Here is a 20,932-nt window from a genome sequence, read left to right on the forward strand (position 1 = left end):
TATGAGTCGAGGAATTTATATTGTTGCTAACGACCATGTAATTGAAAATGCTATTGCCTTACTCAATAGTATTCGTTATTATGACCAGGAAGTAACAGTTTATCTTATCCCTTTTAATGATAACTACCACAGAGTAGCTGATACCCTTGCTACATTACACCAAGTCAAAATTTTCCCTGATTTAGAATTAATTGAAAAATTCACCCATCGCATAGGTGAGATTTTTGATCGGGATTTCCTGGCTTTACCCAATAAAATGCGGAAGTTAGTAGCATGGTTTGGTCCTTTAGATGAGTTTATTTATATTGATACTGATATTGTAGTTTTTGAAAAAATCTCTGATAACTTAGAAAAACTTGCAGAAGTAGATTTTTTCTGTTGTGATTATCATCATGCCAATGACAAATTAAGAAATATCTTTTCTCCTTTGGTAAAAGAGCAACAAATTTTTACAGATATTCAACTAGAAGATGTTTTTAATAGTGGCTTTTGGGGTTCGCGCAAGGGTGTTATCAGTCAAGAAGAAATGGATGCCACATTGAGTGAATGTGCAGCACATCGAGAATATTTTGATTTTACAGAAGGAGTCACAGACCAACCCATTTTAAATTATCTTGTTCTCAAGTTAATTGCTAAACGTGGTAATCTCGTCAAAATTCCCGGTGGTGGACCGGGTAGCTGGGGCGGTTCTCGTAATTTCCAAGAACAAGATTATGTCCTTTATGACAAAGGGAAACGACTAAAATATTTACATTGGGCTGGTATAAAAATGAAACCTGGTAGTCCTTATTGGCAATTATGGCAACATTATCGTTATCTACATGAGGGCAAATTAGCCTTTATTCCTAAACTCACTCGTCGCTTATTTCCTTTTATTCCTAACCGAATTTAATATTGAGGAGTATTTTTATGGTTAACGGTATTTATACCCTAGCTAATGATGTGGTTTATGACCAATTAGTGGCTTTACTTAATAGTATTGAAGCTAATGCTGGTAGAGAAATTCCGGTTTGTGTTATTCCCTATGATGATAGGTTAGATAAGGTAAAAGCAGAGATTGCTACGAGAGATAATGTCACCTTGTTTGATGATTCTGCTTCCCTCGCTCGTTGGGAAGAAGTTGGTACTCGTATCTGGAAATCACATACTAGAGCTTTGAAGCTCTGGCGAGAACGTGGTTTATCTGATAATTTTCGTATAGAAAGACATCGAAAACTTTGCTGTCTAGATGGACCCTTTGACAAGTTTATTTTCTTTGATGGAGATACGCTGTTGATGAAACCATTAGATGATGTTTATCAGAAATTAGATGAGTACGATTGGATCACAAATGACTTTCAATACAAATCAAAATTGACATATATTTTTGAATGGTCTGAAGAAAAGCTTAAAGAAACTTTCCAACGCCAGAATATCAGAAATGATATTTTTTGTTCTGGTTGGTTCGCATCTAGGAAAAGCATTTTTGATCAGGCTACTTTAGACCAATTATTAGATAAATTAGAATCGGGAGAATCTGACTTACTAGCTTGGGGGGATTCTGATCAAACAGTTATCAACTATCTGGTTTTACGTAGTGGTATTTCTTACTATAACTATGCTTGTCATGATCAAGCAACAGGTTGCCATTGGTCTTCCCAATTTAATGTTATAGATAATATCTTATATGACCGAGGGCAACCAATTACATATCTTCATTATATGAGTATATCTGCCTCAGAATTTACTAGGCTGTGTAGTGGTGAAGATGTGAATATTGCATACCGTGATGTATTTTTACACTATCGATATTTAAAATCACCAGAACAACGTCCTCAATCTTTTAACCGTCCCAGTCCTTTTACTCAGTTGCAGCGCAATAGTGCGGGTTTTGTACAGGAAAAATTCAATAGATTGAAGCTAAAATATCGTAACTTCAAAGATAAAATTGCTCACTGAAAAGACCACAAATGTAAACGAAAAATTCAGGATTTAAAACCCGCCTGCGCGGGTTATATTTGTATAGTCAGGACTTCTAGTTGGCTGCTTCACTGCTAATTTAGTCTTCTTCGACTTCAAGACCAAGAATCTAAATCTAGAGATTGCATTCCGCGACTTCTAGCAAACTCCAGCAAACTTCCCAACTGCAACCAAACAAATACACAAGTTAGTAAACTCAGAGGTAAACCAACTCCTAAAGCTAAAGGAGATGGAAAGCCAAAGATTTCTAACCCAGAAGACATAAATAAACAAACACCTCCAGTGATGCCGATAAATGGCACAAATAATTGTTTTAAGGAAGAGCGAGATTTTATAGGTTCTTGGGGATCACTTGGCCATTTCTGCACTATTACTTTCAAAGTTCCCGACAATGCTAAACCAGAAGTTAATGCTGTGAGAAATCCAGCCAAAAGTAAGAAATATGGCGGTTGTAAAGGGTAATAGTACATGAAAACTCCTGATTGTTATTAAATTAATTTTTACTTGATGACTGGTTTATGGTAAAGGCTGCAAAGGATGTAGCGTTTGGTAAAATAGCAGCTACGCCTTCCCTAGATAACTCTGTCAAAATACCTACCGCTACATCTAATAAGCGATTCGGTGGTAAGTCATTTTTGACTAAATTCCACAGCCTTTGCATTTCTTCTGTGTGCAAACGGTCATCTTCAGTGAGAGCAAGAACCAACTGACGACGGAGAAATTTCCCTTCTTCGGATAGTATGAATTGTAACCCCATTTTCGCTGTAGGTAAGACATCAAATTCTTCATCAGTGCGAGCAATGGAAATTAAATTTTCTAACCGCTGCCATTGGAATTTACCATTTTTAAACAACACATTGAGTAACCGCCGCCTCAATGCTGGAGATTCCCCGGTTAGCAACCGCCGTGCTATGTAGGGATAACCTATTTCAACAATTTTAAAATTTGGGTTAAGGCTGAGAGCAATACCTTCCTGTGTCACCAGGGAACGAATAATTAAAGCAAATTTTGCAGGTACTCGGAAAGGATATTCATACATCAATTCTGAGAATTCATCAGTAACAGTTTTGAAGTTAAAATCCTTGACATTTTTGCCAATAGCATTTCCCAGCACAGATTCTAATGCTGGCACAATTGGGCAAATATTTGTATCTGGAGCCAGAAAGCCCAGTTTGACAAAGTCTTCAGCTAGGTCGGTGTAATCTTTATTTACCAGATGCACTAGTGCATCTACCAATGTCTCTTTGGTAGTTTCCTCCAACTGATCCATCATGCCAAAATCAATGTAAGCCATCCGGCCATCGGGGACAGCAAACAAATTACCTGGATGGGGATCGGCATGGAAAAAGCCATGCTCTAACAATTGTTGCAATCCAGAGGTAACACCTATCTGGATAATTGTTTCTGGATCTAAACCTGCTGCGCTAATGCTTTGGGTATCTGTTAGTTTAAAGCCGTTAATCCATTCCAGAGTTAAAACATGATTACTGGTATAACGCCAATAAATAGAGGGAACTTTGACCTGAGGATGATCATGGAAGTTACTAGCAAACTTTTCTGCGTTACGACCTTCGTTGATGTAATCAATTTCTTCAAATAGTTTTGTCCCAAACTCGTCCACAATTAATTTTAGGTCATGACCGAGATTGAGAGGTAGCCAAGGTGTCAACCAACCTGCTGCCCAGCGCATTAGGTACAAGTCGCGTGTGATGACTGGACGTAGGTTAGGGCGTTGTACCTTCACGGCTACTTCTTCACCACTAATTAAACGACCCCGATAAACTTGACCTAAACTAGCTGCTGCTACAGGTTTGGGTGAGAGTTCGCTAAATACTTCTTGAATTGGTCGGTCTAGTTCACTTTCAATAATCTGGTAAGCTAAGGCATTATCGAAAGGTGGTAACTGATCTTGCAACTTCACCAATTCTGCTAAAAAATCTTTGCGGATTAAGTCAGGTCTGGTGGAAAGGGCTTGACCAACTTTAATAAAAGTAGGCCCAAGGTGGGTGAGCAGTTCTCGCAATTGGGTAGCTCGTTTACCCTTGTTCTGCTCAGTTTGATTTTGCCATTCATCCCACTTGAGACTTAGTATAAAGCCTGTAAAAGAGAGGATGATTCTCAGGAGTCTGCCCCAAGCTAACCAGGGACGGTAACTATAGTAACGAGCGATCGCTTCTGGATTATACTGCCTTAGTTGAGCAGGTTGATACTGACCCACGCCTTTGTTTGCCTCTTCAACTGGGAAATTTACACTATTGCTTTTTTCCTGACTCACAAGCTGGTTGCTCATCAAGGATAGTAGTAGGTTTTGATTTGACTACTTGCTAACACTAATTGCTATATAATGTTAGCTTTTTTACCTATACAGCAGATAGCATCCAGCCCCACTGTAAACTTATCCACTCATTTACCATTCCGGATAAAATGTGGAGCTTCTTTCGGTTTTAGTTACAAGAAAGAATTAAGCTTTGCCTATTTCTAGGTACTTTATGAGGCAGACTAAGGCTATCTGAACTGCCTAGATTTGTTTATCTTTTCCTTAATTATACTTTATAAAAGTACAAACATTTATCTAATATCTGGAGTATTTTATATTTTCTTAATCATTCTTTATAAAAGAATAATATTGAAACTTTATATTTTATCAACTTTTTATACTTAGTATAAGCAAACAGCATAACTTGAGATCACCGCACAAGCTGATTATATAAATTATTTTTACTCCACAATCAACAATATAGACTCCGTAGTTAATTGCATCAAAAGATGCTAATAAATAAAATAATACGTAAGCAAAGAGACTTTTTTAGCTGATCTGGCTGAAAATCATCAAGGTAAACATCAGTGTGTATTTATTGGTAAGTACCGTTTCTTTGTGAAGTTGCGCTAAACTCTCTTACTTAATCTTTTCATTAAGACCTAATAACCCTATGAGATTTTAGATTTTGAATTATTCAACCCAAAATCTAAAATTTGGTTACTTTTAATTAACGCTACTTTGATTTTGCTTCCAAAGTTTCCAAGCGGCTTTTTAGTTCCTGATTTTGTTGTTTGAGTTGGTTTAGTTCTTCACGCATTTGACGCAAGCTTTTTTCTGGGCCAATATTTTTTTGGACTTTGGTAACTTCCTCCTCAGCATAACGACGCACTCGTCCATCTGCTGTTTGATTGGCTAAAGATTGTAAAATACCCATCGCTTTCGGGGTTTCCATTTGTCCCAATGCTGAAACTACTGCCATTTGGGTTAAAAAGAAAGTCTCTCTAGCTATTTCTGCTAATCGATCTAAAATCCGTTCTATATTAGTAGGAGTTTGACCAACAGAAATTTTGCCTAAATTGCGAATTGTTGTTAGACGTAACGGTTGGGAAATGCCGAGTTTAGTGTATTCAATCAGCAAATTCAAAGCAGCTTCGGAGGTTTTAAATTCTGCTAAACCAGCAATTGCACCACTGCGTACAACTTCATTCCAACCTGCTTTTTCTTCTAAAACAGTTTTCAGTAGCTTGATGACTTTTTCTTCGTGGGGTTTATCTTCCAAATTAGCAGCCGCTATTGCCCCAATAGTCCGACAAGCAGCAGCTTCCACATAGTAACTGGCATCACCATCTTGAACAAAACCTTTAACAGCTTTATAACTTGTATGGGTTTTGATTTGAGATAGAGACTCTATCACAGCACGGCGGACATAAGGACTTGGATCTTGCAAACCAGAAACTAAACCATCAAAGGCTTGATCTAATTTAATTTCTGCTAATTGTTTAGCCACTTCTACCCGCACACCCCAAAACGGATCATTTTGTAAAGCTGCTGATAGTGCTTTAGTAGCTTCTAATGCGCCTGTTTTAGCCAAAGCTGCGGCTGCATAGATGCGAGAAACAGGATTAGGATCAAATTGTAACTGTGCTTTTAGTTCCGGGACTGGATATTCTAAAGCTACAGTTTTCAGGTAATTATTGCCCACATCAAAGCTGATAAAATCTGGCTTTTCTGTTAATGGAAAATAGAAACTTTGTTCTCGTTCATTCACGCGCACGGTGAAAGTTTTAAGTGCTGATTCTGGCTGAGTATAACCAAAACCAATAGGAATTCGCAGATCAAACAAATTCTTATTGTCATCACTTGCTTGGGTTTGAGTAACAGTCACCTTGGCTAAATTAGCATCACCATCCCAAGAGTAAGCAACTTTAAAATCGGGATGACCACCACGATAAACATACTGGTCAAAAAGGAAAGTGAGATTATGTCCAGTTGCTTTTTCAATTGACCTTAGTAAGTCTACTGTTTCTACAGTTTTGTGAGCATTATCTTGAACAAATATTTTAATGGCTTGCCAAAATAATTCATCTCCCAATTCTGAGCGAATCATGTGATAAACACAAGATCCTTTTTCGTAAATGTGTCGATCATAAAGTTCAATTGCTTCTCGGTAAACATGAGTTACCATTGGCCGACGGTAGCGACTGCTATCTTCGCTTAAGTAACTACGTGCTTCTAATAAGCGATAATATGCTGCATCTTGCTCACCATATTCATGTTCTGTCCACATGACTTCAGAATAGGAAGCCATTCCTTCCTTAATCCAAGCATGAGACCAATGTTTAATTACTACTAAATCCCCAAACCATTGATGTGCTAGTTCATGGACAACTAAGCTTTCTGTGTTGCGGTTATCTAATACTGCACGTTCATCTAGTAAACATCGATCAGTTAACAGGGTGGTTGAGGTGTTTTCCATCCCTCCAAAAATGAAGTCATCTACACAAACTTGGGCATATTTGGGGAAAGCATAGGAATAACCATACTTTTCGCTCAAAAATTCGATCATGCGGGGAGTTTTACCCATGCTACGTTTAGCATCTGCTTCCCGTTCTTTTTCGACATAGTAGGTAACAGGTTTACCTTTCCACTCATCCCGAATTTCTGCAAAGTTACCTACTGCTAATGTCATTAAGTAAGTAGGATGAACTTGCTGCTGTGACCAATGGTAGATTTTGTCATCACCATCAACTGCTGTATCAATCAGTTCACCGTTGGAAATTGCAATGAGGTGTTTGGGGACACGGACACGAATTTCTGAAGTTGATAGCTGTCCTGGATAGTCAAAGCAGGGAAACCAATACCGAGAGTCTTCGTCTTCTCCCTGAGTCCAGACTTGGGTAGGCTTATGCGGGTAGTGTTTGTCTGGTTGAATAAAGTAAATCCCCCGTTGGGGTTTTTCTACTGAGTAAGCGATCGCAATTAATAATCTATTACCTATCTGAGTTGGTTGAGAAAGTTGAATAGAAAGCTTTTCTCCGTCATATTCAAACTTCTGTATTACTTCGTCTACCTGCACAGATTGGATATTCAGGTTTACAGCATCCAAGGTCAAACGCTCAATATTATTGCGGATTGGCAATAGACGAATGCTACAATTACCGTAGTAACTTTGGTGCGGAATATCCAAATTTAGGTCTAGAAAAATATGCTCTACTTGTCCGGGTCTATCGGGGTTGTAGTGTGGTTTAGCCCCTGGTAACTCAAAAGATTTATGTCCGTTATTCTCGGTATCAAAATAAGACTGCAACATTGATTATTACTGACCTTGTAATCCTGAAACTTTCATACAAATAGCGATTGCACGCGCATATCCCCAATCAACATGATTATTTGATCAGGATTTTTCTTTGGGATGGGATGATTTGAATCAATCTTCTCATTTTGCTCCCAAGTCTCTATCTCTTGATGTCATCTGATATTTTTCAGTTTTACATCATCGAAGAGTCTCTTATACCACACCGTCATCTATTTTCATTGAGTACAAATACTATTATTCCTCTAGCGTAGATTAACTTGTGGCTGAGAGTCTGACTATTTTTTTGAGATCATCTGACTATTTTTTTGAGATCAACTAAAATACCATTTGCGGATTCACTCCTCACTCTAGTGAAGTCTTTTTTAGAGTCACTACAAATTAGTATTGTGTAGAAATACTAATTTTATCAGTAAATACCCGCTAAATTAGTGGAAATTAGTGATAAAAATCCAAAAATCCGACGATTACTGTTGTAAATACCTGATCATAATTTGATCAAAAGAGGATAATAACAATGCCTGAAAGTAAATCAAAATTTTTAGTTCCTGCTATTGGTACTGCTATAGTCGTGGTAGGTGGTCTAGCTGCCTATATGTATTTAAAAGCTCCCTCTGGAGATAGCTCCAGTCCTTTGGGCAGCGCTAAAGTCGTACCATCCAATGCCTTAATGGCAACTTATATCAATACTGACACACAATCTTGGCAGAAGTTACAGCAGTTTGGCACTCCACAAGCGCAACAGCTATTGGCAAAAAGTCTAGGAGATATCAATAAACAACTACTCAATAATAGTAACATTTCTTACGAAACAGACATACAACCTTGGATAGGTGGTGTGATGATTGCTGTCTTACCACCTGGTCCCCCTACACCTAGTCAATCAAATCCACCTCTCCAACCACCGCAGGAGCCAAGTTTACTGTTGGTAGTAGGGATAAAGGACAAACTCAACGCTTTAAATTTTGCTAACAAGTTGAAGGGGCAGAAAGACCTTCAAGTTCAGGAATCAGACTACAAAGGTGAAAAAATTATTGCCACTCAAAACAAGGGTAAATCGACATATACGGTGGTTTTGAATAATAGCCATATACTCTTAGCACCAGAAAGACAAGCAGTGGAAAAAGCTATTGACACCTATAAAGGTGAAGCTTCTTTTGCCAGTAAAGAAGGTGTAAGCAGCATTTTGGACAAAGGTGTAGATGTTAAAAACAGCCTTGCTCAGATTTATCTGCCTGATTACGCTAATACAATACAGCAATTAACAGTATTAAATCCCCAGGCTAGGGCATTACCTCCACAAACTTTAATGCAACTCAAGCAAGTAAAATCTGTAGTAGCAGGTATTGGTGTTGATGATGGGGGACTGCGGTTAAAAACAGTAGTAAATTTAGATCCACAACTGAACAAATTTCAGTATCAAACCACTCCTGCTCAGATAGTTGGACAATTTCCTAGTGATACCTTTGCTTTAGTCAGTGGACAGAATATTAATCGTAGTTGGCAAACCTTTTTAGAACAGTCAAAAGATTATCCTGAATTGAAGCAAGGAGTTGAACAAGCTCGCGGACAGCTGAAGCAATTTGCCAATATTGATTTAGATAAAGATATTTTTAGTTGGATGAACGGAGAATTTGCCTTGGGTGCTGTGAAATCTAGTCAAGGTTGGTTAGCAAATGTTGGTTTTGGAGGGGCTTTTGTATTTGATACAAGCGATCGCAAAACAGCAGAAGCAACTTTCACCAAACTAGATGATTTAGCCAAAAAGCAATCCCTCAACGTTGCCCAAAAAAGCATAGGTGGTAAAAATATCACCGAGTGGCAAATACCCCAACAAGGCGCTTTAGTGGCACATGGGTGGCTAGATCAAGACACCGTATTTTTCGCTATTGGTGGTCCAGTTGGTGAAGCAATAGCAGATAAAAAAGGTCAAGCCCTTGATAATAGCGATACATTTAAAACCGTAACTGGTTCTTTACAGAAACCCAACGGTGGCTATTTCTATCTAGATATGGACAGCACCACTACCTTAATCACTCGTATTGCCACACAAGGTCAACCCCTTCCCCCGGAAGCTACTGCTATCTTATCTTCCATTCGTGGTCTTGGTGTGACTGTGAATAGCCCCGATAAATCAACCAGTCAAATGGAGATGTTGTTGTCTCTCAAGCGCAGTAACTCCAACTAAAGTTGAGGATTTCGAGTTGCTAAAGTCTGCGTCAGATGGTTTAGTGCCTCAGTCAGTCTTTCTTGCGCTGCAACATTAGGATCTGGTGGTGGAGCTTGGGTAGCAATCTGTTCTTGCCTTTTGAATTTTTGTAATGCTTGAATAGTCACAAATAAGACAAAAGCAATAATGAGAAAGTCAACTATGGAGCCGAAAAACCTACCGAGGGCAATTCCTGGCCCAATGCTAATTGTTCTCCAGTCTTGACCAGGTAAAGCCACCAGAGGGTTAATCAATGGCATGATCACATCCTCCACAAAAGAGGTGACAATTTTGCCAAAAGCTCCACCAATAATAAATGCGATCGCTAAATCAACGACATTGCCTTTCAGGGCAAATTCTCGAAAATCGTTGATCAAGCTTCTAGCTCTGCGATTTATTTTTGCCATAAAGGCTTTAGGTAGCATCAGAAAAGGGGTAGAATCCAATTCTATAAATCATTGAAACTGGTTTTCCTATGCCAGTCAGATGAGAAAGACTCTGACTGTAGAAGTAAATCTTCTTCTAGACTCACGTCCAAAAAATATGTCATAAGTTAAAAAGACCCGTCTATTAAATAGAAATTGATTTATGACTGCTACTGTCACAACCACTCCTGACTTAGCTTCCCGCTTGGTGAATGGCATTCTCTCAATTAAGCCTTTAGCTAATCTTGCCAAACACCAAGCCCGACAAATGATGATTAAACGCGCTGAAAAAATTGGCGTGTTTTGGACAAAAGAGGTAGAGAAACTGCAAGCACGTGATTGGGCAACTGATTTAGCTCAAGTCCAAAATTCTCAGCTAACCTACCCAGACTATTACGTCACCTCATTCCACGCTTACGAAAAGGGAAATCTCAGTTGGCAAGCTGCATTTGAAGTAGAATCTGCTGCTCATGCTGTCCACGCTAAGATTTGGCAAGATACCGAAGCCCAAGGTGATGAGAAACTACGCCAAAGTTACCATAACATCGTCGCTAGTTCCATTTCCCAACCACCAAAAGACATTTTAGATTTGGGTTGTAGTGTGGGCATGAGTACTTTTGCTTTACAGGCAGTTTATCCCCAAGCCAAAATTACCGGTTTAGACTTATCTCCTTATTTTTTAGCAGTTGCTAACTATCGCGCCGAACAACGTCAAGCTAAAATTAACTGGGTTCATGGTGCTGCCGAATCTACAGGATTACCAGATCAATCATTTGATTTAGTTTCCATTTTTCTCATGTGTCATGAATTACCGCAGTCAGCAACTCATAATATTTTTGCAGAAGCAAAGCGTGTTTTGCGTCCAGGTGGGCATTTGGCAATTATGGACATGAACCCCAAATCGGAAATTTACAAGAAAATGCCAACATATATTCTAACTCTGCTCAAAAGTACCGAACCTTATTTAGATGAATATTTCAGCTTAGATATTGAAAAAGCTTTAGTAGAGGCAGGTTTCCAAACTCCAAATATTACTAGCAACAGTCCCCGTCACCGGACTGTAATTGCTCAGGTGAGTGGCTAATTTCTCTCTACTACTATGGGCAGTCATTCCACCGCTGCTGTTTTTGTGGTTTTACTACCGCAGAACTCATGCTGCCCCACCTCCCTTAAATTTGCTAATTTTGTTTATTATTGGCGCTATATCTGGTTTTGCTGCTCTCGGCTTAGAATGGGCTGTAGAAAATGGGCTGAACTCAGTTGTAGACTGGCAACAGATACAGCGTTCCATATTGGGTGTTGCTTTGCGGCAGATATTGGAAATAGCACCCATTGAAGAAGGCTGTAAGTTAGCAGCAGTTGTTTTAGCCATCTGCTATCTGCAACGCAGGTATCACTTGCGAGCTAAGACTGTTTTTATATTTACCATAGCGGTAGCTCTGGGATTCACGGCTGAAGAAAATTGGATTTATTTATCTCACGGTACATCATCAATTTTAGAACGTAGTATTGGTACGCCAGTTCATGCTATGTTCTCCGCTCCTTGGGGGTATGCCTTGGGAATATATATTTCCTCCACAAGACGGTTAAATCGAGATAGTCAATTAATTGGTAAAGCTTGGCTAAATTCCGTATTGTTTCATGCTTTAGTCAATGTTTTATCCCGCGTTTGGGGGTTTCCACAGCCAATCAACTTCCTGGGCTATGGTTTATTTCCCTTACTGTTGTGGATGTTTTGGCGATTAGAACAACTATGGCGAAAAGTACAGGGGAGACGTGCTATTACTTTAATTTCTGGTTACACACCCTTAGCTCGTTATTGGCAAAGAACTTTGATATTGTTTATTCTGTTATTAGGTGGAAATGCTATTTTTGGTTTGTTTATTTTAGCCAGAAAACTTAGTCCTTTAAGGTTAGAGCTTTTATTTCAGGCTGATATTTTATCGTGGATACTTAAACAAACATTGCTCAATGTTTTGTTAGGACTTTTGTCTTGGTTAATTTATCGCTATTTACGATATTTAGCCCGTCGTCGATTTTTTATAAAATTATAACCGCAGATACAAATAAATACAGACAAAACTTATATGGCGTTGCTGAATTGAAGTATGAAATTGAAAAATCAAAGATTTCAAACTCTTACTCTCTGTGACTCTGCGCCTCTGCGTGAAACAAAATCATACTCTTAATCAGCAACGCCACTTATATCTGTTTTTATCTGCGTTCATCTGCGGTTAAAAATCCTAAACTCTCGCCAATACTGGTTGACTTATTGCTGCACTAACAGATGTTGATTCTGTATCAGCAGCGTAAATTTCGCAGGAATTATTGGGGCTTTCGATGAGTTTAACCTTGTAAAGCTTGGCTCCTAGCTCTTGAATAGGCGATCGCAATACGTTACTAATATATAATGCGATATTCTCAGCAGTAGGCACAACTTTGGCAAAGAAAGCAATATCTTTGTTTAAGAAAGTGTGATCAAATGGTTGTAGTACATAATCTTCAATCACTTGATTTAACGCACCTAAATCTACAGTCATACCCGTGCGAGGATCAATTTCTCCTTTCACAGTGACTTCTAAATGGTAGTTATGTCCATGTCCATTCACACGAGCGCATTTACCATAAATCTCTGTATTCTCTTCTAAACTCAAGTCAGGATGAGCGAGTCTGTGCGCCGCGCTAAAGTGAGTGCTAATACTTAAGTATGCTTCCATGCCATTGCCCATATAATCTGCCCAAAGTTCAGGATGTTCAAATAACTGCACGCGGACTAAAGGTAAGTGGGGTGCGAGACGTTCCCAAATCACCCGCGCAATATTTTCTGTGGTGGGGAGAGTTTGTTGAAATTCTGTCCACACATCATTGAGATAAGAAAAATCTAGTTGACTAGTAACTTCCCGCTTAATTACTTGTTTTACATCAGACAAGTTCAGCACCATACCATACTCATCTAATTCCCCAGCGAGGGAAATAAATAAAACATAGTTATGTCCGTGACCGGGAAATTTCGAGCAAAGACCAAATTTTTCAACATTTTCGTTTTCACTCAGTTCTGGCAACCAATACCGATGACTTGCCGAAAACTGAGCGCGGCGATTTACAATACATTGCATGATTACACTGGGAACAGAGCTTAAAATTTCTTAATCTTTCACTGTTATCAGTGTAAACCAATTTGGTTATCAGTGGTCGGTAAAATGGGGTATATTCATAGGATTTCCGTATAATAATCATCTAAGTAGATAGCTTAACCTTGTATGTAACAATACATTAAGGATATCTGTTAGAGTTAAAACAACCGTAAAATTATTTATTGACTTTGTAAATAAGAGTGAGGAGCAATACGTGATTACTAGAGGTTATTTTATAGGTGAAATAATAGATGAACTAGCAAATATTGCTAATCAAGTTGATAACAGATGCAAACTAGGCTTAACAGACCTAAATAAATATCTTGAGGATTTCTTTAAAGAAATATTGAATATACTGCTTGATATACGCTTGGAAAATCTCAATATTGAAAGAAGCAACGCACCTGGATTAGATTTAGGTAATTCTTTAAAAGGCATAGCATTTCAAATTGCTTCAGAAAAAACATCTACTAAGATTAATCATACTCTGAAGACTGTTTTGAAGACTGTTTTGGATAAAAAAATAAAAGAATACGATGAGATTTATATACTAATAATTGGTTACAAACAAAATAGTTACACTGAGGACAAAGAACTATGGGGAAAATTCAATTTTAAAGATGAAAATATTTGGGATATAAACACGCTTTGTAAAAAAGCTATTGAACTTCCTCTCGATACTTTACAATCTATTCATAAGTATATAAAACAAGAAGTCGTCAGGGTGAAAATAGAGTTAGAGATACCAAATCAAGAAGGTGAATTTGCTACAAATATTAAAAATTATATTGAGGCAATAGCAAAACCTAAATTTAATGAAAATCAACTTAAAGTTTATTATGAATATCACATAAATAAATTAAAGAATGAAGGATTAGAAGCAGATGATTATTACACATTTGATGATATAAAACAGGCGTTTGATTTTTTAGCTAAGGAACTTGCAAAATTACCTCGCATAACACGAGAATTTTATGCGTTTCTTCTTGAAAGGAGGGATGAAAATTCTGAAGAAGGCGGTAGTCGATCCTATTGCCGTTTCAATGAAGATAGACTAAGAAGAATTTGTAGATATAGTGATATTGATGGAGAAATTAGATTGCTTAAAAAGCATGAATTTCTATCTTGGGATGAGCCTGTTCCTATTTATGGGGAGTATCATATAGGGTTGACTGAATCTTTCTATCGTATCCATATTCCGGGTGATTATAAAAGTTTTATTTATATTGAAAGTTTTATCCCAGATTTTATGGATTTTGTAGAAAAAAACAATATTGGTTATCAAAAACCTATAGTAAATCTCAATTTTAGTGATTTTTAATTCGTGCTTTAGTTTAACCCTAAAATAATTTGACTACTCCCTTCTAATCTATAAAATTACTAATCTTCTTTTCTTCTTACTTCGCGCTCTTCGCGTCTTCGTGGTTTATTAAATTAAAAATTATTTCAGCACTATAGAGATTAACTAATAATTCTAGCTTCTGTCTTAGAATAAGCGTAGAAGTCTCATAAATTTAACTTGCAAATTCAGCCTATGTCTTACCCTAAACTCAGTGGTGAAGAAATTACCAAACGTGGTAGAGAACTTTATGAAAAAAGCATCCGCACTCTAGTAGAGACAGCAGAAAACATTGGCAAAATTATTTCAATTAATGTCGAAACTGGTGAATATAAAATTGGTGATGATTTAATAATTACAAGTCGCAAATTACAAACTAAACAGGCTGATGCGCCCATTTGGGCGGGAAGAATCGGCTTTGACGCGGTTTATACTATTTACTCACCGATTCTTGCGCTTCACGCTGCAATCTTTTAGCTATCCTAAATAATTCTTTACCTGTGTGCAAATAGCGATCATCGTAACTTAACGGAAAATACGCCAACTCTTCTATTCCATCTGCAACTTGACTCAAACAATAATAGAGGTGCGCTGCTGCTGCTGCGAAAGTAGCAGGATTCGGCAAAGAACGAAACCTAATTTGAGCTTCCTTCAAATCTTCTCGACAAGATTCTAAATAATCCTGAAATTCGTCTAACAATTCATCATCAAAAGGATCTGCGGCTAATTCCTCAAGTTGTTCTTCTAGAGAACTGAGAATGCTACAAAGTATCCGATTTACTGGTTTATAAACTCGGCGCAACCATTCTTCGACTTGTTCATCAGCATCTCTTCCCGTTGGCCTCGTTGTTTGATAAGGTTTCTGCTCAGAATTGCGCTTTGGCTTAGGAATACTTGATTTTTGAGAATTATGCCGCAGTTTTTGGTCGTAGTGCTGGCGATTTTGGGTGTCGCCTAAAACTTCATAAGCCGCATTAATGAGAATAATTTGCTCATTATTTGCTGTCTTCTGATGAGTATCAGGATGAAAAAGCTTAACCAAGCGGCGATAAGCTTGTTTAATCTCCGCTTGGCTGGCTTTGGAATTAACTTTTAGGGTTTCGTAGTGGTTAGAATCGACCATGATCAGTTAACAGTTATCAATCATCAGTTATTGGTTAACTGATTTAATCTAACGTATCGTTAGCTGATACTACTTGCAACTTTTGCTTCTAAATCTTGGAACAATGGTGTACTTAAATATCTCTCGCCAAAACTCGGTTGAATCATGACTATTAAGCGTCCCTGATTTTCAGGACGTTGAGCGACACGAATAGCAGCACAGAGTGCAGCACCGCTGGAAATTCCAGATAATAGTCCTTCTTCTCTAGCTAAACGCCGACTATAAGCGATCGCTTCTTCATCCGTAACTGTAATTACTTCATCAATCAATTCTACTTTTAACACTTGGGGAATAAACCCAGCCCCAATGCCTTGAACCTTGTGTGGACCAGGTTTACCGCCCGATAACACTGGGCTATTAGCTGGTTCTACAGCGATCGCTTGAAAACTTGGTTTGCGTGCCTTCATCACCTCAGCCACACCAGTAATCGTACCACCTGTACCCACCCCAGCCACAATCATATCTACCTTACCGTCAGTATCTTCCCAGATTTCCTCTGCTGTGGTTTGCCGATGTATTTTGGCATTAGCGGGATTGCGGAACTGTTGCAACATATAGGCATAAGGGGTTCTATCCACAATTTCTTGCGCTCTGCGAATTGCCCCACTCATCCCCTCAATCCCTGGTGTGAGTTCCAATTCAGCACCATAAGCCCGCAACATTGCCCGTCGCTCGGCACTCATAGTCTCCGGCATAGTCAAAATTAATCTATACCCTTTAGCAGCCGCTGTCATTGCCAAAGCAATTCCTGTATTTCCAGATGTCGGCTCTACCAATATAGTTTTCCCAGGAGTAATCAGTCCTTCCTCCTCAGCAGCACTAATCATACTCAACCCAATTCTGTCTTTGACTGAAGAAGAGGGATTCATACTTTCTAATTTCAGCACAATTTGCGCTACACATCCTTCTGCTTGGGGAATGCGGTTTAACTGTACTAAAGGTGTCCGTCCAATTAGTTCTGTAATATTCTGAGCTATCCGCATAATCAATTTTTCTTTCTTTAAATGTAGTACATGATATCTAATTGCCGCCTTGCATTTCGCTTTTCACAAAGATCCTGAAGCGAATGTTTTTGCAGAACTGAATTTGCTGCCTGACGAGCTTCTAGCCAAATTTCGTCCACAATCGAACTATCCGTACTTTTGGGGTTATTAGTATCTTCCTCTCCAGGACGCATATCTAATCCTTCTAAACATTCCAATATATCTAAAACGCTAATTTTCCAAGGTTCTCGCGCCAAAAAATAGCCGCCTTTTGAACCCCGTAGACTTTTTACTATACCTCCACGCCGTAAGGTAGCTAACAGCTGTTCCAAATATCGATCAGGTATATTTTGTTGTGCGGCAATTTGTCGAATTTGCATTGGTTCGCCGCTTTCGTAATGAATTGCCATTTCTAATAAGGCAAGAATTGCGTATTCTGATTTACAAGATAGTTCCACAAGCAGCAATTTAAGAATAAAGGATAAATGATGAAAGCTGAAGGATGAAGGGTAAACAATTCAAAATTTCAAATTCAAAATTGTAGACTTTTCTGAGAAACCCTACACAAACACGCTTCACCCTTCTCCTAGTATACTCCGGTTCACCACTGGGGTTTGTTATTTTTTCCTACCCAAAATAAAAAACCCGCCATGTGGCGGGAAAAAATAAGTTTCAAGATTGTCAACAAATATCAACCTTCTAGAAGGTGAAAGTTGTTCTCAGAGTACCAATAAAGGCATCATCGTTGTTGCTACTTTGTCCGGGAGATGTTACCCAAATTACGCCAGGAGTAACAGAAATGTTATCGGAGACGCGATACTTGTAGAAACCTTCAACTTGGTAAGGAGTATCAGACGAGTTATTACCACTATTGTTAAAGGAATAGGGTTGAGCGCCACCAAAAATACCCAGGACGTTACCTTTCTTACCAAAGTCAGGTAGTGCTATACCAACTCCATAGCTCCACGCTTCATAGTCATCACCAGTACTGAAGCCTGTGACATCGTGATATGAAACGAAACCACTGATAGACAGCTTGTCGCTAGGTCTGAAAGCTGCGGAAAGCCCGTAGGAGTTGCTAGAAGATGCGCTGTTGCTGCTGAGATTGTTAGATAGTGATGTACCTACGACAGCACCATTATCAAGTCCTGAGTCAAACAGGGTACTACCTGCACCATTGTAACTATGCACATAGGTAGCAGCTAAAGCAATGCGATTACCCACATTAAAGTTCAACTGACCTAAAGCGGCATAATTACCATCAAACAAACCAGAACCAGCAGCAGGGTTATTAGCTTCAGAAGCCAAGTAACCCACAGTTAGTGAACTTGGTTTGAGCATACCGCCACCTTGACCAAAAGGCACATTAAGTGCAATACCTGAACCACCACCAATCCGATAGATGGGGTTTTCAGAAGCAAAGGTTGTTAAAGCACCGTTACCACCATCAGTTCGATCAAAGAAGTAGGGGTTGTTAACGGCTGCATAATGACTATGTTGACCACCACTAGCTGCTATGTAGACCTGCGCTGGTCCAATAGGAGCTTCATAGGTTAGTCGGTCAATTTCAACATTGTTATTACCAGTGCTGCCAACTTCAAAGGTTTGTTTACCTTCTGCACCGCCACCAGTGTTTAAGCTCAAACCTATTGAATTACCCGCAGTTAAACGGGTGGTCAACATATCTCTACCCGTAAAGCTGCTTTGCAGGTTCAAACGTACTCTATCTTGAAAAACTCCATTTTCATTAGCTATGGAAGAGTCAGTGTAAGCAAAAATAGCTTCACCTTGCAACTTGGTGGTAGTAGAGAACTGATTAGCTTCCAATTCAGCAGTGCGTGCTTCTAAAGCATCTACACGACCGCGTAGAGTTGCCAATTCAGCAGAAAATTCTTCTTGCAAGCGCTGTAATGTTGCTAGATCCTGTTTTGTCACCATGTCAGCTGTTGCTGTGGCAATCAATTCATTCACCCGATCTAAACAAGCATTTAAACCAGCAGCAAATTCATAACGGGTTAAAGCACGATTACCCCGATATGTACCATTGGGATAACCAGCTATACAACCATAGCGCTCAACCAATGACTGCAAGGCTTGGAATGCCCAGTCAGTGGGTTGAACATCGGAAAACTGAGAAACTGATGTTACTTGAGACTGTAAATTTTGACCTTCGTTACTGTAGCGTTTAACTTGATCTAAAACTTGAGCATCTTTGGTTGCTTGAGCCAATATTTTAGGCTGTTTAACAACTTCTGTTGCGGCTTGTGTTTCTAGTGTTAATACTTCAGTGGTAGCATTTGGAGCCGCGTTGCCAGCGGCAGGTGTAGCCATCGCTGTTCCTGAAAGTAACAACGTTGCACCCAATACTGCTGGGCTTACTACCAGGGATTTCCACAAGAGATTAGACATCTTTCTTTTACTCCTCACACCTTATATAGATAGCTGTTGTAGTTGTCCTACTTCTCAGAAATTTGACATCTTGCTGAAACCTGTGGATAAGGCATAGCTGCCATTACTACAATTCTAGTTTTTACAAAGCTAATAACTGATTAACGAATCGTTAAATATTGATGTAATTAACTTATGTAAAAACCTTTAGCCATAGGTTGCTATTATAGTATATCTAAGTCTGATGAGCAAGATAAGCTTAATCTATTAAACAATTGTCAAATCGGGAATGACTCCCGTTGGCTTAAAATCTTTCTACATCATGTGTAGTTATGACTTTGTTGGCAGAGACCTCCATATATGAAAGATGTTTGGTTGACTCAGAAGGTTCCGCCAAACTTACTTGACGAACTTAAATTGGTTGATTGAATAACTTTGCTACCGGAACCTGCCTCATATCAACCTAAAACGATACATAACAAACTATAAATTGCTATAGAACATTGCTTTAATACAGTAGATTGCAGATGAAAGGGAATAGGAAACAGGCAACGGGCAACAGGGAAAACTAAGCCGCCCTCAAGGGGCGGGGTTTCTACCTGCCTTGGGAAATAAGGATTTTTTCGCCCACAAGGGGCGAACTTCGTTCCGCTACGAAGTTCGGCTTTAAACCTTGCTTCGGGGCTAATTCTCTTTTCTGTTCCCTCTTCCCTATTCCTTCTTCCCGCCCCGAAGGGGCTTGTAAATGAAGTAAAAATTTTCAACCAAAAATCAAGTATCCAGGAGGTTTTACTCCTGACTCCTGACCAAATAATTACTAATTCATAATTCGTAATATTTCCTGCGGTCCCGCTAGGGATACGTAATTAAAGAGGGTACAAGCCCCCACCAAATGAAAGATTTGGTGGTCTTCAATCAGTGGTGGGTTCAAGCCCCTATTGATTGTAACTACGAATTACGTTGGCGGTAGCCTGCGGTCGGCATTATTATCAATTACGAATTATGTTGACTTCTGATCAACGAATTTTATATTTTAAATTTTGGATAATGGAATTGAAGATTCAAAATTTAAAATTCAAACAGGGTTACAATCACCTAAACTTATACTCGCTCCGCGAGAAGCACGCTACGTGAAACAAATCTAAAATCTCTAAGTTGGTCCATACACCAAAAGTTACCAATAAAAAACTATCCGCCCTAAGTTAAATCAGAAGATCTAACTTAGGGCGGTCTAGCGGGTCTTCAGGTTGCAACCAGACTGCCGGAAGGAACTCCAAGCTTGCCTAGTAAATCGAGCTAACTTAGTATCTCAGGATAACTAAGACTAACTTCTAGAGAACAGCCCCGGCGCACAGCCGGCTAACTGCAACCTGATGACCCATGGTTATACTACTTTCTATCATGGGCATCACCTCCTTGTTGCCTAATCGGTCTTAATTTCAAAAAGGCAGAGCGAAAAACTCTGGGTTTGTAACCTTGAATTACTATAACACATCCAATTGGCTTGGCAATAGAAAATATATTTTTATAAAAAAACCCCCCACCAATTGGTGGAGGATAAATTAAAAGTGATGAATATTAAAAGGGTTAGTTAATTCATCATGGAATTAGAGAGCATTACCACGTGGTAATACTTCTTCAGGGAATACAAATTGTTCGTGGGGTTGATCTTGAGGAGCCATCCAAGCGCGGATACCCTCGTTCAGCAAAATGTTTTTGGTATAGAAAGTTTCAAACTCTGGGTCTTCTGCTGCCCGTAA

General features: G+C 38.9%; 16 protein-coding genes and 1 pseudogene. 7 read left to right on the forward strand and 10 right to left on the reverse strand.

Annotated features, from left to right (window positions below; all coding sequences use genetic code 11):
- The first annotated feature begins 1 nt into the window (after position 1).
- Positions 2-892, forward strand: coding sequence for an Npun_R2821/Npun_R2822 family protein (locus H6G68_RS23290; RefSeq protein WP_190908780.1), 891 nt, complete (start codon positions 2-4; stop codon positions 890-892).
- Positions 893-909: 17 nt separating this feature from the next.
- Positions 910-1,938 (forward strand): Npun_R2821/Npun_R2822 family protein, encoded by a 1,029-nt coding sequence (locus H6G68_RS23295; RefSeq protein ID WP_190908781.1) that lies wholly within the window; start codon positions 910-912, stop codon positions 1,936-1,938.
- 116 nt (positions 1,939-2,054) lie between these two features.
- On the opposite strand, the gene H6G68_RS23300 is transcribed toward H6G68_RS23295, so the two are convergent.
- From H6G68_RS23300 to H6G68_RS23310, 3 genes are all read right to left on the reverse strand, one after another.
- On the reverse strand, positions 2,055-2,429 hold the full coding sequence (locus tag H6G68_RS23300; RefSeq protein ID WP_127052245.1) for a hypothetical protein: 375 nt from the start codon (positions 2,427-2,429) through the stop codon (positions 2,055-2,057).
- Between the two features lie 23 nt (positions 2,430-2,452).
- Entirely contained in the window at positions 2,453-4,177 is a 1,725-nt protein-coding gene (locus H6G68_RS23305; protein ID WP_190908793.1) for an AarF/UbiB family protein, read from the reverse strand.
- A gap of 775 nt (positions 4,178-4,952) precedes the next feature.
- Positions 4,953-7,529 (reverse strand): M1 family metallopeptidase, encoded by a 2,577-nt coding sequence (locus tag H6G68_RS23310; protein ID WP_190908782.1) that lies wholly within the window; start codon positions 7,527-7,529, stop codon positions 4,953-4,955.
- A 520-nt stretch (positions 7,530-8,049) separates the two neighbouring features.
- Here H6G68_RS23310 and H6G68_RS23315 point away from each other — a divergent pair.
- Positions 8,050-9,720 (forward strand): DUF3352 domain-containing protein, encoded by a 1,671-nt coding sequence (locus H6G68_RS23315; protein WP_190908783.1) that lies wholly within the window; start codon positions 8,050-8,052, stop codon positions 9,718-9,720.
- Here H6G68_RS23315 and mscL read toward each other — a convergent pair.
- Positions 9,717-10,148 carry a large conductance mechanosensitive channel protein MscL gene (mscL, locus tag H6G68_RS23320; RefSeq protein ID WP_190908784.1) on the reverse strand — a complete coding sequence of 144 codons (432 nt, stop codon included), beginning with the start codon at positions 10,146-10,148 and terminating at the stop codon, positions 9,717-9,719. The genes H6G68_RS23315 and mscL overlap by 4 nt on opposite strands.
- A gap of 181 nt (positions 10,149-10,329) precedes the next feature.
- On the opposite strand from mscL, the gene H6G68_RS23325 reads away from it, so the two are divergent.
- Positions 10,330-11,250: a class I SAM-dependent methyltransferase gene (locus H6G68_RS23325; protein WP_190908785.1), complete on the forward strand. Its 921-nt coding sequence runs from the start codon at positions 10,330-10,332 to the stop codon at positions 11,248-11,250.
- Positions 11,243-12,220 (forward strand): PrsW family glutamic-type intramembrane protease, encoded by a 978-nt coding sequence (locus H6G68_RS23330; protein WP_190908786.1) that lies wholly within the window; start codon positions 11,243-11,245, stop codon positions 12,218-12,220. Before H6G68_RS23325 ends, H6G68_RS23330 begins: the two co-directional genes overlap by 8 nt.
- Positions 12,221-12,409: 189 nt before the next feature.
- Here H6G68_RS23330 and H6G68_RS23335 read toward each other — a convergent pair whose 3' ends face one another.
- Positions 12,410-13,282: a 6-carboxytetrahydropterin synthase gene (locus H6G68_RS23335; protein WP_190908787.1), complete on the reverse strand. Its 873-nt coding sequence runs from the start codon at positions 13,280-13,282 to the stop codon at positions 12,410-12,412.
- 232 nt (positions 13,283-13,514) lie between these two features.
- On the opposite strand from H6G68_RS23335, the gene H6G68_RS23340 reads away from it, so the two are divergent.
- Both H6G68_RS23340 and H6G68_RS23345 read left to right on the forward strand, forming a co-directional pair.
- Complete coding sequence (locus H6G68_RS23340) at positions 13,515-14,621, forward strand: SMEK domain-containing protein (RefSeq protein ID WP_190908788.1); 1,107 nt, start codon at positions 13,515-13,517, stop codon at positions 14,619-14,621.
- 213 nt (positions 14,622-14,834) lie between these two features.
- Positions 14,835-15,116, forward strand: a complete 282-nt coding sequence (locus tag H6G68_RS23345; protein WP_190908789.1) for a hypothetical protein — start codon at positions 14,835-14,837, stop codon at positions 15,114-15,116.
- Here the strand turns inward: H6G68_RS23345 and H6G68_RS23350 are convergent.
- From H6G68_RS23350 to H6G68_RS23370, 5 genes and pseudogenes are all read right to left on the reverse strand, one after another.
- A complete protein-coding gene (locus tag H6G68_RS23350; RefSeq protein ID WP_190908790.1) occupies positions 15,073-15,762 on the reverse strand; it encodes a J domain-containing protein in 690 nt (229 codons plus the stop codon). The two genes, H6G68_RS23345 and H6G68_RS23350, sit on opposite strands and share 44 nt — an antisense overlap.
- Before the next feature lie 59 nt (positions 15,763-15,821).
- Complete coding sequence (cysK, locus tag H6G68_RS23355) at positions 15,822-16,784, reverse strand: cysteine synthase A (protein ID WP_190908791.1); 963 nt, start codon at positions 16,782-16,784, stop codon at positions 15,822-15,824.
- A gap of 17 nt (positions 16,785-16,801) precedes the next feature.
- Positions 16,802-17,242, reverse strand: coding sequence for an RrF2 family transcriptional regulator (locus tag H6G68_RS23360; protein ID WP_127052233.1), 441 nt, complete (start codon positions 17,240-17,242; stop codon positions 16,802-16,804).
- 241 nt (positions 17,243-17,483) lie between these two features.
- Positions 17,484-19,193 (reverse strand): iron uptake porin, encoded by a 1,710-nt coding sequence (locus H6G68_RS23365; protein WP_190908792.1) that lies wholly within the window; start codon positions 19,191-19,193, stop codon positions 17,484-17,486.
- 1,586 nt (positions 19,194-20,779) lie between these two features.
- Positions 20,780-20,932: pseudogene (locus H6G68_RS23370) on the reverse strand (photosystem II D2 protein (photosystem q(a) protein)); the annotation flags it as partial.

The organism is Anabaena catenula FACHB-362 (genome assembly GCF_014698735.1).
GTDB classification, from domain to species: Bacteria; Cyanobacteriota; Cyanobacteriia; order Cyanobacteriales; family Nostocaceae; genus Anabaena; species Anabaena variabilis_A.

Bases quoted from the DNA above. Each gene is read 5' to 3' on its own strand.
- H6G68_RS23290 (WP_190908780.1), top strand. From the start codon at position 2: ATGAGTCGAGGAATTTATATTGTTGCTAACGACCATGTAATTGAAAAT.
- H6G68_RS23295 (WP_190908781.1), top strand. From the start codon at position 910: ATGGTTAACGGTATTTATACCCTAGCTAATGATGTGGTTTATGACCAA.
- H6G68_RS23300 (WP_127052245.1), bottom strand. From the start codon at position 2,429: ATGTACTATTACCCTTTACAACCGCCATATTTCTTACTTTTGGCTGGA.
- H6G68_RS23310 (WP_190908782.1), bottom strand. From the start codon at position 7,529: ATGTTGCAGTCTTATTTTGATACCGAGAATAACGGACATAAATCTTTT.
- H6G68_RS23315 (WP_190908783.1), top strand. From the start codon at position 8,050: ATGCCTGAAAGTAAATCAAAATTTTTAGTTCCTGCTATTGGTACTGCT.
- mscL (WP_190908784.1), bottom strand. From the start codon at position 10,148: ATGGCAAAAATAAATCGCAGAGCTAGAAGCTTGATCAACGATTTTCGA.
- H6G68_RS23325 (WP_190908785.1), top strand. From the start codon at position 10,330: ATGACTGCTACTGTCACAACCACTCCTGACTTAGCTTCCCGCTTGGTG.
- H6G68_RS23335 (WP_190908787.1), bottom strand. From the start codon at position 13,282: ATGCAATGTATTGTAAATCGCCGCGCTCAGTTTTCGGCAAGTCATCGG.
- H6G68_RS23345 (WP_190908789.1), top strand. From the start codon at position 14,835: ATGTCTTACCCTAAACTCAGTGGTGAAGAAATTACCAAACGTGGTAGA.
- H6G68_RS23350 (WP_190908790.1), bottom strand. From the start codon at position 15,762: ATGGTCGATTCTAACCACTACGAAACCCTAAAAGTTAATTCCAAAGCC.
- cysK (WP_190908791.1), bottom strand. From the start codon at position 16,784: ATGCGGATAGCTCAGAATATTACAGAACTAATTGGACGGACACCTTTA.
- H6G68_RS23365 (WP_190908792.1), bottom strand. From the start codon at position 19,193: ATGTCTAATCTCTTGTGGAAATCCCTGGTAGTAAGCCCAGCAGTATTG.